General features: G+C 42.2%; 13 protein-coding genes. 6 read left to right on the top strand and 7 right to left on the bottom strand.

Features of this window, described 5'->3' with window-relative positions:
- Positions 1-43: 43 nt before the first annotated feature.
- The 3 genes from JFC10_RS00865 to JFC10_RS00855 form a co-directional block, all read right to left on the bottom strand.
- A complete protein-coding gene (locus JFC10_RS00865) occupies positions 44-934 on the bottom strand; it encodes an alpha/beta hydrolase (protein ID WP_198331236.1) in 891 nt (296 codons plus the stop codon).
- 144 nt (positions 935-1078) lie between these two features.
- Positions 1079-2137 carry a signal peptide peptidase SppA gene (gene sppA / locus JFC10_RS00860; RefSeq protein ID WP_198331235.1) on the bottom strand — a complete coding sequence of 353 codons (1059 nt, stop codon included), beginning with the start codon at positions 2135-2137 and terminating at the stop codon, positions 1079-1081.
- 206 nt (positions 2138-2343) lie between these two features.
- Positions 2344-5319 (bottom strand): ComEC/Rec2 family competence protein, encoded by a 2976-nt coding sequence (locus JFC10_RS00855; protein ID WP_198331234.1) that lies wholly within the window; start codon positions 5317-5319, stop codon positions 2344-2346.
- Between the two features lie 324 nt (positions 5320-5643).
- On the opposite strand from JFC10_RS00855, the gene JFC10_RS00850 reads away from it, so the two are divergent.
- Entirely contained in the window at positions 5644-6219 is a 576-nt protein-coding gene (locus JFC10_RS00850; protein WP_227685892.1) for a DUF2062 domain-containing protein, read from the top strand.
- A gap of 150 nt (positions 6220-6369) precedes the next feature.
- Here the strand turns inward: JFC10_RS00850 and JFC10_RS00845 are convergent, their stop codons facing one another.
- The 3 genes from JFC10_RS00845 to JFC10_RS00835 all read right to left on the bottom strand — a co-directional run bounded on the left by JFC10_RS00845 (position 6370) and on the right by JFC10_RS00835 (position 8949).
- On the bottom strand, positions 6370-6678 hold the full coding sequence (locus tag JFC10_RS00845) for a hypothetical protein (RefSeq protein WP_198331233.1): 309 nt from the start codon (positions 6676-6678) through the stop codon (positions 6370-6372).
- Between the two features lie 310 nt (positions 6679-6988).
- Positions 6989-7669: a lipoprotein-releasing ABC transporter ATP-binding protein LolD gene (lolD, locus tag JFC10_RS00840; protein ID WP_193012687.1), complete on the bottom strand. Its 681-nt coding sequence runs from the start codon at positions 7667-7669 to the stop codon at positions 6989-6991.
- A 44-nt stretch (positions 7670-7713) separates the two neighbouring features.
- Positions 7714-8949 carry a lipoprotein-releasing ABC transporter permease subunit gene (locus JFC10_RS00835; protein ID WP_198331232.1) on the bottom strand — a complete coding sequence of 412 codons (1236 nt, stop codon included), beginning with the start codon at positions 8947-8949 and terminating at the stop codon, positions 7714-7716.
- A gap of 453 nt (positions 8950-9402) precedes the next feature.
- On the opposite strand from JFC10_RS00835, the gene JFC10_RS00830 reads away from it, so the two are divergent.
- The gene (locus JFC10_RS00830) at positions 9403-10377 is read left to right on the top strand and encodes a hypothetical protein (RefSeq protein ID WP_193012685.1); all 975 of its coding nucleotides are present in this window, start codon (positions 9403-9405) and stop codon (positions 10375-10377) included.
- Positions 10378-10507: 130 nt separating this feature from the next.
- On the opposite strand, the gene JFC10_RS00825 is transcribed toward JFC10_RS00830, so the two are convergent.
- Positions 10508-10897 (bottom strand): SCP-2 sterol transfer family protein, encoded by a 390-nt coding sequence (locus JFC10_RS00825; RefSeq protein ID WP_193012684.1) that lies wholly within the window; start codon positions 10895-10897, stop codon positions 10508-10510.
- 859 nt (positions 10898-11756) lie between these two features.
- Between JFC10_RS00825 and ccoN the strand changes: the two genes are divergently transcribed.
- From ccoN to ccoP, 4 genes are read left to right on the top strand one after another with little or no spacing between them, the layout of a single operon-like run.
- Positions 11757-13238 carry a cytochrome-c oxidase, cbb3-type subunit I gene (gene ccoN, locus JFC10_RS00820; RefSeq protein WP_193012683.1) on the top strand — a complete coding sequence of 494 codons (1482 nt, stop codon included), beginning with the start codon at positions 11757-11759 and terminating at the stop codon, positions 13236-13238.
- Between the two features lie 9 nt (positions 13239-13247).
- The gene (gene ccoO / locus JFC10_RS00815) at positions 13248-13886 is read left to right on the top strand and encodes a cytochrome-c oxidase, cbb3-type subunit II (RefSeq protein ID WP_193012682.1); all 639 of its coding nucleotides are present in this window, start codon (positions 13248-13250) and stop codon (positions 13884-13886) included.
- Complete coding sequence (locus JFC10_RS00810; protein ID WP_183618778.1) at positions 13886-14068, top strand: cbb3-type cytochrome oxidase subunit 3; 183 nt, start codon at positions 13886-13888, stop codon at positions 14066-14068. The genes ccoO and JFC10_RS00810 overlap by 1 nt, the downstream gene beginning before the upstream one ends.
- Positions 14065-15201: a cytochrome-c oxidase, cbb3-type subunit III gene (ccoP, locus tag JFC10_RS00805; protein WP_193012681.1), complete on the top strand. Its 1137-nt coding sequence runs from the start codon at positions 14065-14067 to the stop codon at positions 15199-15201. The genes JFC10_RS00810 and ccoP overlap by 4 nt, the downstream gene beginning before the upstream one ends.
- Positions 15202-15663 lie beyond the last annotated feature (462 nt).

The following is a 15663-nucleotide window of genomic DNA, read 5'->3' as shown; positions in this document are numbered from 1 at the left end:
ATCATTAATATAAGCAATCATGAGCGTAAATGATAATCAGCGATTATTTTGGCAACTGTCGCTCAATCAATGATAATACTTGCTGCGAGACCGACTCTGGATGCTCAAGTGGGAACATATGACCACCGGCATGTGTCTCATAAGGAATACCCAAACGCGACTTTATTTGTTGTGGGAATCGGCGTTTTAGAAAGATACTATCTTGTCCGATAATCAAAGTAACAGGTGGCTTTGGGCCATGATTTGGTGCCAGCCAATACCAAGATGGATTGGTTCGAAAAACAGCGACTTCACTGGCTTTAGGAATCGCCAATGTCACCTTGCCATCCGCACGTTCGTGTAGCCCATGCTCGATATAGCCTTGAAAGCTACGCTCATCAAAGTTTTTGAAAAAGCCTTTATGCCGCATCTTATCATACGCATCTACGCGGCTATCCCAGACATCACGGCGATGCTTAGACACGCCAGCTGGTGACAATTTATCCATCAGGCGGTTATTCATCATCGGCAATCTATCCGCTGTCTTTGCCAAATGCCATAGCAAGCTCACTTTGCCATAAATCCAAGGCGGATCCATGAGTACCGCTTGGGCAAAGTACTGCGGCGCACGATACAATGCCTGCAAGGTACACATCGCACCCAGCGAATGACCCACTGCCACTACTTGCGTCACGCCATGCTTTTCACATGCATTTTTGACACTATCAATAATCTGCTGTGTAAGGCTGCGCCAATGGTCATCGACTGGATAATCAGGCGTCGCACCCAGCATAGCAATATATTCAATGGTAAAAAATTCTGCTAAATTCTCAAAGAATGGCTGATAAACCGCACTTGGCATACCATTAGCATGAGCAAAATGCAGCACAGGCTTATTTGTTACTTTAGAGACAGGTAAAGCAGTAAAGGTTGGCAGATTAATTTCATCACTCATAACAAGCTCTCTTCGATTTAAGTCGCTATCTAAGGTATTTAGGGTATTTTTTATAATTATTGAATCTTATATACAATTAAGGCTGAGCATAATCCTATGCTCAGCCTCAACAATCATACACAGTATGTCTAAAAGATTAAACGCTTAACGCATCTTTGCATTACCCTCTTCTTGGGGTAAAAAACCTTCAAGACTAACGCTAGAGCCAATGCCCGCACCCAATTTAACAGCAAAGCGGTCCATGAATAACTGGAACGGATCTGTTGGGCTATAATTGATAACATTATCCAGCTCTAATTGCTTTTCTAGGCTAGCGATGCTGCCTTTCTTATCGGCTAATCCAAGTTCAATAGACTGCTCGCCTGTCCAGAATAATCCAGAGAACAGCTTATTTTGTTCAGGATTTTTGAGGCGATCACCGCGACCTTCTTTCACTGCATTAATGAAATGCTTGTGGGTATTGTCCAATACTTTTTCAACATGTTTTTCTTCATAAGGCGTTAACGGACGCGACAAGCTCAAGATGTCCTTGTATTCACCAGCAGTGATTGTACGATCTTTTACGCCGACCTTATCCATTAAGCCTTCGATATTATAGCTTGGCATAATCACGCCGATAGAGCCAACCAAACTCGAGGGATTCACATAAATCTCATCCGCCGCGGAAGCGACATAATAAGCGCCAGAAGCACCCATATCACCAATCACCGCATAGAGTTTTTTGTCTGGATATTCTTGACGCAAATCCATCATAGTCTGCCAAATCTCATCAGACTGAACTGGTGAGCCGCCAGGTGAGTTGATATCCAATGCCACCGCTTTTGAATTACTGTTTGCAAAAGCGCGGGTCAATGCGTCATTGACATCATAAGCATTGGCCACATCACCACTACTAATAACACCTTGTAGCTCAACCACTGCTAAATGCGGCTTGCTCGTGTCGACACCATCTAAACCCGTTGGCGCGCTGCTGCTGCAACTACGGCCAAGCGTTAGAAATATCAGTAAAATATAACCAAAGGTCAATAGTTTAAAAAAGATACTCCAGCGACGGGCGCGGCGCTGCTCAACCACACTAGCCAGTAAAGTGTTTTCAAGCAATCGCCATTCTTGTCCACTCGGCTGGCTTGGCGGCGGCATCGGTGCTGGCTGATTTGCCGAATTATCAGGACGTTTGTTAGGGTCTGGTGGCCAGTTGGGCATATAACTTCCTAAGTCAGAAACAGTCTAAAGCGATAAAAAGATAAAATAGAAATAAAGTCAGTAATAAGGAGCTGATTCTCACTCCAAATACGATCCCAATCATCTATATTAATAGGCTGCTAAGTATGGTCGTATTTCAGTCAGGGTTCAATAGTATAACTGTGAAATATCACTATATTGTAACACTGATCAGGTAAGCAATATTTTTAAGGCGTCATATCGGCAGCATCTACTGCCACATTTAGAGACAACGTCGCTTCTACCATTTTGTCATCATAGCCGATCATTTTATTTATTGTTTGCCGCTCTATCACATCGGTAGTTATCTGTGACGTGCTATGTCCAAGCCATGTCACATTACTAAAAGTGAGTGGTTGCTTATGTGATTCAGCTGAACATAATAATGTCCACATTTGCCAAATACGCTGATGAGTATCTGCATTTAATATCAGGCGTGCCTGAGGCATATTGGCTTGATAAGTCGATGGCTGGATACTTGATGTGAGTGTTTGCGCAGTGGCAGGTGATGATTTAAGTGGATCAGCCGCATTATATTTTAATACCCTTATGGGCAAGCTGGCATCTATAGCTACTGTACAATCCCAAACACTCGGACTGTCTATTTTGCCCCACCCTGTCAATGCTTGTATGGACAAATCACTATTGCCCAACTGCCACGTTTTGCCTTGTTCACAGCGTTGCACACTGATATTCGCCATGTCCTTGGATTGGCTAGTGTCTTTATACGCTTGCTGAAATGCAGACCAACGATCAGAGCGTCCTGCTTGCCAATACTGGCTAATAGGTAAACGCTGATTAAGCTGAAAAACCGTCAAAGGTAATAGCTCAGAAGCACTAGCATGAGAGGCCAAACGCTTCTTATCAGTAGTAAGCGTATCTGTCAATCCAACACTACTACTCTGTACAACAATACCCTCTAGCGTATCAACTGACAAGCTACCCAGCTGCTGCGCTAATGTCATCGAAAGCTGATTTGCCACTAGATTACTTGGCATCGTTCGGGCGGCACTAGGTCTATGGTCAGCTAAAAATAGCCAGCTGATGTTTTTCTCATACTTATCTGTTGTGGATGGCTGCTCATCATTGGCAATAGGATACTGCAACAAAGTAGCGCTTATATATGGGTCACCTGTTGGCAAGATATACAAGGTCGGTATCGTCGTTAGTGATTGCTGATTGGCATATACCGCCATCATTAATAGGGTTAGCGGCGGCAGTGCCAGCCAACGACTGATAGACCCTCGTGGTAAAAGCCAAGGCAACATACTTAATAGCACCATCAGTAATATAGCGACATTAACGGGTGTATAAAGCCATGCTTCTGACAATGCTGGTAACGAGGTTAGCCATGTTATCAGTTCATGCAATTTCGCGACAATGGCGCTAACGAGCAGCCAAATACTATCAGCAAGCGCAGGTGATAAAAGATAGCAAAGCCCTGCCAATAAATTAAGCGGCACAATCACCCAACCAAATAAACCAATCGCAAATAGATTGATGACAAGACCCCATAGTGATGCCTTGGCAAATAATAGCAATGTAATAGGCAGTAAAGTAATAAATAGCCAAAATTGTAATTTGAATACACGTTTACCGATTATCCAAACACGCTTGAACAAAGTAGCTACTACACTGGCTCTGTGAGCAGATACCGTTTTTGATACGACAGCTGATTGCGTATATGACGCATCATCATATTTGAGTAATAATGCCACTGCAATAAAAGATAGCCAGTACCCTGCCTGCCATAGTACATAGGGATCAAGCCATGCCATCAACACTGCCAATGCAAACAGCACCCGCATCGTACTAATAGGCAATAATGTTAAACGTACCAAACCTATCGCTAATAACATCCATGCCGTACGAGCAGCAGGTACATCAAAACCAGTAAATAGCGCATAAATAAAAGCAGCAGCAATCATCACCCACCAGCGCACTTGCCAACGCGGTACATAACGATAAACACTTGGCCATAGTCGATCAAAAAGCAACACTACTGCACCCGCCAGCATAATCGCTAAAAACAATACATGTGTTCCGGAGATAGCAAGCAGATGTGAAATACCAGCCAGCTGATATAGATCTTTGGTCTCTCGATTGATTAAACTGCGGTCACCTGTAAGCAAACTTAAAGTGACCGCTTTTGCCTGTTGCGCTGCTGTGCTCTGTGTGGACCAATCCTGATAAAAATGCTGGCGTAATTGCCAACGCCCTTGATTAATATAAGTCTGAAAACGCTGAAGGTTTAAAGAAGATGCAGGCGCTGGCTTTGTTGATGCAGCATCGGTGACAGTCGATGTGCCAACGGTCAATATATTAGCGACTCCATCAATATGACGACCTCGCAGCCAACGATAACTGTCAAAACCAGATGGATTGCTCAACGCTTGCTCAGAGGTCGCCAGTGGTGCAAGCGCTAAACTCATAAACAGCTGATCGCCAGGTTGTAAATAATTCAAGCGGTCAAACGGATTATTGTCCAAATTTTTCTTGGATGATTGTTTTGATGACTTTTTTGGATAAGCGTTGAGCAATACACGGTACGTGATATCTTTGCTATTATTCTTATTTGAGTTATTTTTATATAACTTATTATTGCTTAGGCTATTTTTATCGTATTTTAGAAAGTTACTGGTCATACCATCTAAATCTTCAACCGCCAACGCCGATACCAAGGGTGATATATCACTAATAAGGGCAACTTGTCGATAACTACTGTCCGTGGCAACATCATAGACACTATCACTTATCCCTTCGATGGTTACTAATGCTTGTACACGCATTGGCTCAGTGATTGCTGTCAATTCTGCTTGCTGATGACTAATCAGCGCTTGCAGAGCACTGCCAATGATTAATCCAACCGCCAATACAGCGACTAAAATATGATTTAAGATACGAAAGAAGGGTTTAGAGTTGTGTGAAGGATTATGTGAAGAGAGACTAGCAGCATCTTTCGATAGATGACTGGTTTGCGCGGAAGGTACATTAAACTGGGCAATAACTATCAGGATAGTGACAAAAATAATGAGCGATAAGGATAAGATAGGAGTATTTAATATATCCACTAACAATGGACTAATTGGTATCGCCATACTATCCGCGACCGCCAAGACACCCATCATAGTGATAATAATCAAGCTACCAATCAACCAGTACACCAGCGCTCCTTGCTTAATGAGGTGAATATTACTTTTTGGCTAACTAAAGCCATCTAATGATTATAAATAGCCACTTAACATTATGACAATGTACCGGAACACTAAAACACAGATTTATATTCAAACCAGCAACAACAACTGACACGTCATGCAATAGCATTTATATCACTATTACCCTATACTGATTGACATATTGCGATAACGGTAGTCTGACATCATTATCCTATATATCCTCACCTGTATGTTTTATGAATAATATTACTTTATAGCAGACCATCAATGCGATTGAGCGGACTGTAGCTAACGATTACAAAAGGCGATCCTGTGCCCCAAAAACGTCTGAAAGACCTGCTTCCTACGCCAGAGAAAATCCTAGAAAGTCGCACCTTAAAATTATTTGCACCGCATTTGGCTGATCCACGATTATGGCACTTTAATCGTCATAGCTTAAATAAAGCGGTCTATATTGGGGTGCTTAGTGCATTTTTCCCATTGCCGGGGCAGATGTTACTGGCTTTGATCGGATCATTAATTTTTCGTGCTAATGTGCCTATGGCGCTCGGTTTGACTTGGATTACCAATCCACTCACAAGCTTGCCTATCTTCTATGCAGGCTATTATATCGGTGCCAAAATTATAGATGTACCGATGATTAGTCTGCGACTTATTGGTCGAATGATTGCTGATTTTAGCTTATGGGCACTGTCAGATGGCGCAAATCCATTTATTACTTATCGCGGCACGGTATCGATTGCTGCGTTTTGTATAGGGTTAACGATATTAGCGGTTGTAACCAGCATCATTTGTGGACTAGCATTTAAGGCCGTTTGGCGCTACAAAACCGTCGTGAGCTGGCAAAAACGTCAGCAAGAACCTTCTGATAAATCGCCTAAAACCTAAGATGTATTGCCATTATCAAGTTATGATCACCGTAACGTAGCGAACCACTCTTTACCGATAATTACTCGCTAATGCCAATGATCTAACTCACTACATCCCTTCGGCTGACGACGACCTATAAATAAAAGACATTTTCTTTATTTACACCAGTTACTCTGCTTCTTTATTCTTTTCTATGGCCGCAAGAATGTTATCTGTAAGGCTAGTATCCATCACGAAAACATCAACCACTTTTTCATCTTTAAGTAACGTATAACGTTTGCCCGTTGCACTGTCTTGAGCTTTTAGATCGTAATCAACGCCAGCCAAAGTAATGGCATCAAAAACGGGCGTTAACAAATCTATTTGCGCCTGCTTATCAATTGTCTCGAATAACGTCGCATCCATATAGGGTTTTAAAGGTTCGTTACCTTCTTCAGCACTGCCAAAAGCAGCGATTAGATCGTCATCTTTATCCATAACAGTAGTCCTTCTTCAATAAATCGGCTACATTTTGTAGCCCTATTTTTAGTCCAATTTCTATTAAAATCTAAGCTTGTCGCTCTAGGGCGTGTCCTCATTTTAACAATGGTGATAAAAGTGAGATAATTTGCCGTCAAACAAGGAAAATGGCGCAGATAATAGTGGATATTAATCAGCGGTTCGACGACGTTTATCCCACGTAGATGTCCATCAATTTAATTAAGGCCACGCGTGACTGCTTAACAACAATAACCATTTACGCTATTACAAACCAAGCATCAAAAAACGCAGCATTTAAGAAGATGGTTTAATATTGTTCCCAATGACCATTACGTAGCAATAACTGACGATCCGCCAGTGCCGCTAAATTACGATCATGTGTCACCATTAATAGTGCTGTTTTCATAGTGTTTTGCAGCTCTGATAATAATCCAAACACGCTTTGCGCATTGTCATAGTCCAAATTACCAGTCGGCTCATCCGCCAAAATGAGCGATGGCTTTGTAACCAGTGCACGAGCAATTGCCACACGCTGACGCTCACCACCTGACAGCTCACCTGGTCTATGCATCAACCGGTGCTCAAGACCGACGTTTTCTAGAATCTCAATCGCTTGCTTACGAGCGTCTGTCGTTGACACTTCTGGACGCATCAACAAAGGCATCGCAACGTTCTCGACTGCAGTGAACTCTGCTAATAAATGGTGAAACTGATAAATAAAACCCAAATGCTTATTGCGCATTGCGCCGCGTTCAGTTTCATTCATGCTATTCAATAACTGACCATGCAACCAGACTTCACCGCTAGTTGGCGTGTCTAGACCGCCGAGCAAATGTAGTAAGGTGCTTTTTCCTGACCCACTGGTTCCGACAATAGCGATGCGCTCACCAGCTTGGACAGTCAAATCAAGACCCGTCAATACTTGCGTACTAACCGCCCCTTCATCATATATCTTATTGATATTGGTCGCCTTTAAAATGGCAGACATAGCGCTTCCTTTATTTTATTTATTTCGATATTTGTGCGTTTAGATTACTCATAACGTAGTGTTTGGGCAGGCTGAATTTTAGCTGCTCGGCGTGCTGGATAAATGGTTGCCAAAAAGCTCAGTATAAATGACGCACCTGTAATCAATACCACATCTAGTAAACGCAACTCTGATGGCAAATAATTAACAAAATAAGCATCAAACAGATTTAGATTAAAGACTTGGTTAATAAAGCCTAAAATATCACTGACCGTGAGTGCAAATATTACGCCCAATATCGTGCCAGCAATCGTACCAATCACACCGATGACCACGCCTTGCACCATAAACACTTGGGTGATCAAACGAGGTGATGCGCCAAAAGTTTTTAAAATGGCAATATCTGCTTTTTTGTCGGTAACAAGCATCACTAGGCTGGAGACGATATTAAAGGCAGCCACTAAAATAATCAGGAACAGCAACAATCCTACCATCGCTTTTTCCATCTGAATCGCACCAAACAGGTTGCCATGCGTTTGTGTCCAATCATTAGGATACAATTGCTGAGGGGCAATAGCAGCGGCCTTTTCTGCTGCCATCGGTGCGGTAAAGATGTCATTGAGCTTCATACGTACACCCTGCGCGCCATCTGGCAGACGCAACAGTTTTGCTGCATCACCCATCGGGATAAACGCCATAAGGCTATCCACTTCTGGACTGATGGTAAAAATACCTGTTAAGGTAAAACGCTTAAATCGTGGTATCACGCCAGCTGGTGAAGGCGACGCCTCTGGCAGCACTAACGTTACTTTATCACCCAGTTGCAGACCTAGAGACTGTACCATCTCTTCACCTAGCACAATATTGAACTCACCACTTTGTAAGGTATCAATACTGCCTTGGACCATATGTTCATTAATGATAGAGACATTTTTTTCATATTCAGGGTCAACACCGGTGACCATAATCCCTGCAACCTGACCGTTTGACGTCAACATCCCTTGCAGTTGGATAAAGGGCGCTACGGCTGCCACCTCAGGATCTTCTTTAATTTTATCAGCCAATTGCTTCCAATCACTGATAATCTCAGTGGAAACGACCGTTGCTTGCGGAACCATACCCAAAATACGGGTTTTTAGTTCCCGATCAAAACCATTCATGACTGATAGCACCGTGATCAATACGGCAACCCCAAGAGTCAAACCAATCATCGAGATAAGCGAGATAAAGGAGATAAAACCATTACTACGCTCTGCTCGGGTGTATCGTAAGCCGATAAACAACGCTAAAGGACGAAACATATTCAAACTCTTTATCTTATCTACGTGCGACTTTATATATACTATAAAACGAGCAACATCAAATGCATCTCACACCTGCACTTGCCATACTCACATATAAATCGAACACAAAAACAGGGTTTCAGACGAACCAAAGACAGCCGTCAAAAGGGAGGTAGTTTGACACAATTTGGCTGATATGTGCCAGTCATTAGCAAAAACTGGGCGTATTTTTTAATAAAAAACTGGCTTTTGTTACTATTTTTTATGAGGGGCTTGCTATTACTTGCGTCAATACCTATATATTGTATGCTAAAGACAATTGTCATTCACCATTCATTGTTGTTTGTTGACCCTTTGCTGATGACGACATTGTTGACTATCGTCTGCCTATCCTTTTTGATAGGGTTTTATGATAGTCAGCAATAGCAGTTTCAGGTCCAAACCTCACGCTGACTAATTTTGAGTATCTTCATGACCATTAATTATCAATATAAAAACATCCAATCTCCCACCAAGATCACCCTAACTGATGAACAATCTGCAGGTCACGCCGATCATTGGAGTATTCTGACCGATGACATGAGTCATGACGTGCCAGAATGGTTACAAAAAATGATCGAAAAGGCAGCCATGCCTAAAGGTCTTAACAACAATGTCAGCGCTCAAGATAGCTGCCTATTGCTTTCTGAAGACCAGCCTTGTCATATCAATCAAGTATTAGCCATGAAAAATGGCAAGCCTGAATGCTTCATTAATGCTTATCCTTGTGTCGATAGCCCGTATGGGCTGAATTGTAAGATTGAGCGCATCATTGCCAATGACAATTCACACGATGCCGTATTACGCTTACGTACCGCTGATGGCAGTATTATTTATGCCTTTGACCAGCTCTATACCACCAATCGCCATTTATATCAGCGAGACACGTCTTATTTTGTGAACTTTAGCGCTTGGGCACATGAGATTAAGCTAAGTGAGCAGAACGAAGTCATCATGGTCGAAGATCAAGAAGCGATCCGCTACCACCGTGCATTTAACGACATCGTTGCCGCCAATGATGGAAAAGTACCTGATGATCTGCAAGAGCAAATCAAAGAATGGAAACCTGAGACCAAAGAGCAAATGGCGCCAGTAGAAATTAACTTGGGTCATATGTGTGCGTATCTGTTTGGTGATACTTTGGGGCAAGAAGATGAAGCATGGTGCCAAGGTCAGGTGCTCGGCAAGCAAGAAACCGTATTTAATGATAAATCTATTATTCTGTTTGATGTCGTGGTACTACGCGAACAAGATGCAGATCCCTTCGTAATCCGTATCGGCGCACTCAACACACCAGAGACGGCCTCTATTAAAGTGCATGACTACGTACAAGCGAACGTCTGGCTACAAGCCGCCATCTATAAAGAAAACCAGCAAAGTGCAGCGCAGCAATCGAAGGCCAGTTAACTACTTTACGAATCATCCGCTACTTTTAAGGATGATGATTGAATGTCTTATCAAATAAAAAGCCCCTAATAAGTATTAGGGGCTTTTTGTCTTATTACAATCGTCGGGATAAACCCCTGCGAATATAAAATTAAGCCATAGTCGTCATTGACTTGATACGAGTATATAGCTCTTTTTGTTCAGCACTTGGACGTGCCGTTTGTACTGCCATCAGTTGTGACATATCGCCTTCAACGCGAATTTTACCACCCATAAAAGCACCCATAATTTCATTGGTATCGAAATCAGTGATGATTGATTGCAAAATACTGCGGTCAAGCAACAAGGTGGTTGTCGCTGCATCGTTCAAGCCGCGATGCAATAAACCGTTTGCAAAGTTTGCTTCGATGTCTTGCTCAGTATCAGATACTTTTAGATTGACGATCATATTCGCCAATGCTGGCGGCAAATTCAGCTCGCCTGCGTCATTACCCATTTGCTCAACTTGCTCAAACCATTCATCTGTCAAAAAAACTGCCATGTTATTGTCCTTAATTAGTGTTATTTCAGGCTACCGTTGTTTGGCTCACTCGCCTGACTGGATATCAAGTGATAAAATTATTGCTCATAATAGCAGTACAAAAACGCTATCGTCACTTATATTTAGCCTCATTATAAGGGTCGACTTGATGATAAGTAAAACTTATTTAGAGCGCTTATGTGGCCATTGTTACAAAAATGCTGCTGGTAATGATATCTAAGCACAGTAATTACTGTCCATCTATCACCAAAATGTATCTCTAGAATAGTGATAAAATTGGGTATAAAATAGACAAATTGCATAGCAATAATAAGTTGCTTGCTAAGAATTTTACCAAAGAGTTTGTATTTTGCCGCATAGTTCTGATGATATTTGATTAGGATTGCGTTACAATACCCTTAAACAGAGTCGGGAGTTTTAACTAAACATTACGCAAACATGTTTTTTTGTCAGCCGCCGCTAGCATACGTCTATGGTCAGTGCATGTTTATGGCCCTATGGATATTGGTATCTATCTTCATTAGTATAGGTTTTTGATAGTAATTAAGATAAATACTTCACCTCATTAGATGTTTGATGCTCAAAAACGGCGCATCTTCTTATCCACCTTAATGATTTATTAACAATCCTACTATCGATCAGCTATGAGTGCCGTGCGTTTAAAACGCCTTTATTTCTCAATACCAGCTGATATAAAGCGCAAGCTTAGATTGATAGTTAATAATATTATGGTGATAAGCGAGCCAAAAAACAGCATGTACCGCGATTCTATTTTTATCTGGTTATTACTTTGATGATGTAGATAGCGCGGAGAGTTAGTTAATTCTGTTGATAATTCGGGCTGTAAAGGAATCATCCAATGAGTTTACAAAACACAGCAGTCGCCCCAGTTGACCGTGAGTACGAAATTACTGTCGTAAGATTCTTTACGATAATGGCCGTGGTATGGGGCATCGTCGGCATGAGTATTGGTGTGTTCATTGCTTCACAGTTAGCATGGCCATCACTTAACTTTGACATTCCATGGCTGACATTTAGTCGTTTAAGACCGCTACATACCAATGCGGTCATTTTTGCGTTCGGTGGCTCTGCCCTGTTCGCAACGTCTTACTATATTGTTCAGCGCACCTGTAAGACAAGGTTATTTGCTCCTTATTTAGCTTGGTTTACCTTTTGGGGTTGGCAAGCCGTTATCGTATCAGCGGTTATTACCCTACCTTTAGGTTTAACGTCGACCAAGGAATACGCTGAGCTTGAGTGGCCAATCGATATTTTGATTGCCTTGGTATGGATCTCTTATGCCATTGTTTTCTTCGGCACACTCATCAAACGTAAAACCTCACATATTTATGTGGCTAACTGGTTCTTTGCAGCCTTTATTATTACGATTGCATTACTACATATCGTAAACAGCATGGCGGTTCCTGTTAGCGCATTTAAGTCTTACTCGTTATTTGGCGGTGCGACCGATGCGATGGTGCAGTGGTGGTACGGGCATAACGCGGTAGGTTTTTATCTAACGGCCGCTTTCCTAGGGATGATGTATTACTTCGTTCCGGTACAGATTGGTCGTCCTATTTATTCTTACCGTTTGTCTATCGTTCACTTTTGGGCACTCATTGCGTCATATATGTGGGCTGGTGGTCACCATTTGCATTATTCAGCACTTCCAGATTGGACGCAGTCTCTTGCAATGGTATTCTCAATCATCCTATTTGCACCATCTTGGGGTGGTATGATTAACGGTGTGCTAACCCTATCAGGTAGTTGGGATAAGTTACGTACTGATCCAATCATTCGCTTTATGATTGTGGCATTGTCGTTCTACGCGATGTCGACGTTCGAAGGTCCAATGATGTCGATTAAGACCGTGAATGCGTTATCGCATAACACGGATTGGACAGTCGGTCACGTACACTCAGGTGCGCTTGGTTGGGTAGGTATGATTACCATTGGTTCGCTATATGTACTGTTACCACGTATTTATAACAAACCAAAAATGTATTCTATCAGCTTAATCACCACTCATTTTTGGTTGGCTACAGCGGGTACTATTTTCTATATCGTATCAATGTGGATTTCAGGTATTGGCCAAGGCATGATGTGGCTTGCTACCAATCCAGATGGTACGTTGGTATATAGCTTCGTCGATACAGTTGAGTTTTCACATTTCCCATATATTGGTCGTGCTTTTGGTGGCCTATTATATGTATCGGGTATGTTTGTGATGGCATATAACGTTTATAAAACACTTAAGATGCCAGAAGGTAAGCCTGTCGATATCGCAGATCCTACTGATCATGAACCTAGTGTTGATAAACCTTCGGCAGCTAACGTATAAGGAGCGATCATGTCTGGTACACCGCATGAAATTATTGAAAAAAATACAGGCTTGTTGGTTATCGGTATCGTCATTGCTATTAGCTTTGCAACGCTAGTTGAAATCGTACCATTGATATATGACAACAAGGGTCCTGAAGAAGGTGGGGTGAATGCTCCCCTGCCCTCTATGGAGCCATGGACTGCACTAGAATTTGAAGGTCGTGACATCTATATTCGTGAAGGTTGTCACGTTTGTCATACTCAGATGATTCGTCCACTACGTGCTGAAGTTGAACGTTATGGACCATACTCACGCGCCGCTGAGTCAACGTGGGATCATCCATTCTTATGGGGGTCTAAACGTACTGGACCTGATCTGGCACGTGTTGGTGGACGTTATTCTGAAGATTGGCAGAAGCAACATTTGATCAATCCACGTTCGCTAGTGCCTGAATCAGTAATGCCTGGTTTCCCATGGCTAGCTACTAACGAAGTGGATGGTGAAAACATTCAAGCTAAAATGCGTCTATTCCGCGATCGCTTTGGTGTCCCTTATACTGAAGAAGATATCGAAGGTGCTCCAGATGCCGTGCTTGGCGCCACTGAGCTTGACGCTCTAGTCGCCTATCTACAGCAGTTAGGTACCGCAATGGAAGGACAGCGCTAATGGGTATTGGTGAATTACAAACAATTGCGACCGTTTCTGCCTTTGTTGCCTTCGTAGGTGTTGCATGGTGGGCGTATTCGCCAAAAAACAAAAAACGCTTCGAAGAAGATGCACAACTTGCGCTTGATGACGAGGATATAGAATCTCTGTCTGAAGAGCAGCGCAATAAGGATAAACGATGACATTTTTTTGGAGTTCTTGGGTCACACTAATCAGTTTTGGTTGTTGGGCTTTTATTCTTGGCGTTCTGCTGTTTGTATTAAAATACAAGCCAGAACTAGAAGAAGACGGTACAACAGGTCACGAATATGATGGTATCCGAGAATACGACAAACCACTCCCTAAATGGTGGTTGGTGATATTTTTTGGCTCTATCGTTTGGGGTGTTGCATATTGGGTATTTTTCCCAGCAATGTTTCCGGCATACTGGGATGGTCTCGCAACAGTAGAAGTCGATGGTGAAACTGTGCCATGGACTTCTAAAAACGAGCTATTCAGTGAGCTTGAAAGCAATAACAAAGTATTTACGGATAACTTTGAGAAAAACATCTTAGCCAAAGCGGATGCTAGCGGTGCGACACAGACTTTAGCGACGCTTGCTGAGTTACAAGCAACCATGCGCCGTAGTGAAACACCGCCAGCAGATCTGCAAGCTCAAATTGATGAGAAAATTGCAGAACTATCACCTTATGTAGAGAAGCTTTCAGAAAACCCGAATGCTTTAAAAGTTGGTAGTCGTTTGTTCTTGCAGAACTGTGCGGTCTGTCATGGCTCTAACGCCAAAGGTGCGGTAGGCTATCCAAACCTAACTGATAATGATTGGTTATATGGCGGAGCACCTGAAAATATCTTGACTACGCTACATAAGGGTCGAGTTGGTGGTATGGCAGCATGGCGTGATCAGATCGGTGAAGATGGTGTACGCGCAGCAGCTGAATATGTATTGTCTATATCTGGCAACCAACCTGGTTACGAGCTTGATAAGGCCAAAGTCGCTCAAGGTGAAGCTATCTTCAATGAGCCGACTAACTGTGTTCTTTGCCATGGTACAGATGCTAAAGGTATGACTTCTACTGGCGCGCCAAACTTAACAGATGATATCTGGTTGTATGGCGGCGATCGCGAAACCATTCGTGAAACCTTACGTTATGGTCGTGCTGGTGTGATGCCTGAGTGGGAAACCAAACTGGGTAATGAGCGTATTATGCTGCTTGCGGCTTATGTTTACTCACTATCAGATAAGACCTCACAACCTGCTGCTAAAACACCAACTGCTACTCAAGTAGAAAGCACTGTAGAAGCGACGGCTAACTAATATTTCAAGCTGGTTGTCATATTATTAATGGATAAGATTTGATAAAGGGAGGACTGTTATTGCAGTTCTCCTTTTTTTTATAGATTCTTTGATAAGGGTTTATTGACTGCTACCGCATTGTCAAAATTTGAGTGGTAAAGAAAATACCCTTAAATACTGCGTATAGCACAATCAGTATATAAGCATAATGCTCGATATACTGATTGGTTTTTAAGATTATTACCCCATTTACAATAGGGAGAATGCTAAAATGACGATGCCTAAAAACTGCTTATTGGTGGTCAATTTAGAAGATAGTTACCAATTCTCATTAAACTACTTGCAATCAATCATTTGGTAGATGGGTTAAAATATTTTTCTGCTCAAAATTTTATCCGCTACTTACTGACATTGATAACATCGCACACTCATACATCTGATGATTAAAGATGTTTGTTCATCATGCCAGCAAACTGATTCTTT

Source organism: Psychrobacter aquimaris (assembly GCF_016107525.1).
GTDB lineage: Bacteria > Pseudomonadota > Gammaproteobacteria > Pseudomonadales > Moraxellaceae > Psychrobacter > Psychrobacter aquimaris.
This window is presented reverse-complemented; position numbering and strand designations above follow the sequence as displayed.

Coding starts and splice junctions, on each gene's coding strand:
- JFC10_RS00865 (WP_198331236.1), bottom strand. CDS start 934: ATGAGTGATGAAATTAATCTGCCAACCTTTACTGCTTTACCTGTCTCT.
- sppA (WP_198331235.1), bottom strand. CDS start 2,137: ATGCCCAACTGGCCACCAGACCCTAACAAACGTCCTGATAATTCGGCA.
- JFC10_RS00845 (WP_198331233.1), bottom strand. CDS start 6,678: ATGGATAAAGATGACGATCTAATCGCTGCTTTTGGCAGTGCTGAAGAA.
- lolD (WP_193012687.1), bottom strand. CDS start 7,669: ATGTCTGCCATTTTAAAGGCGACCAATATCAATAAGATATATGATGAA.
- JFC10_RS00835 (WP_198331232.1), bottom strand. CDS start 8,949: ATGTTTCGTCCTTTAGCGTTGTTTATCGGCTTACGATACACCCGAGCA.
- JFC10_RS00830 (WP_193012685.1), top strand. CDS start 9,403: ATGACCATTAATTATCAATATAAAAACATCCAATCTCCCACCAAGATC.
- JFC10_RS00825 (WP_193012684.1), bottom strand. CDS start 10,897: ATGGCAGTTTTTTTGACAGATGAATGGTTTGAGCAAGTTGAGCAAATG.
- ccoN (WP_193012683.1), top strand. CDS start 11,757: ATGAGTTTACAAAACACAGCAGTCGCCCCAGTTGACCGTGAGTACGAA.
- ccoO (WP_193012682.1), top strand. CDS start 13,248: ATGTCTGGTACACCGCATGAAATTATTGAAAAAAATACAGGCTTGTTG.
- JFC10_RS00810 (WP_183618778.1), top strand. CDS start 13,886: ATGGGTATTGGTGAATTACAAACAATTGCGACCGTTTCTGCCTTTGTT.
- ccoP (WP_193012681.1), top strand. CDS start 14,065: ATGACATTTTTTTGGAGTTCTTGGGTCACACTAATCAGTTTTGGTTGT.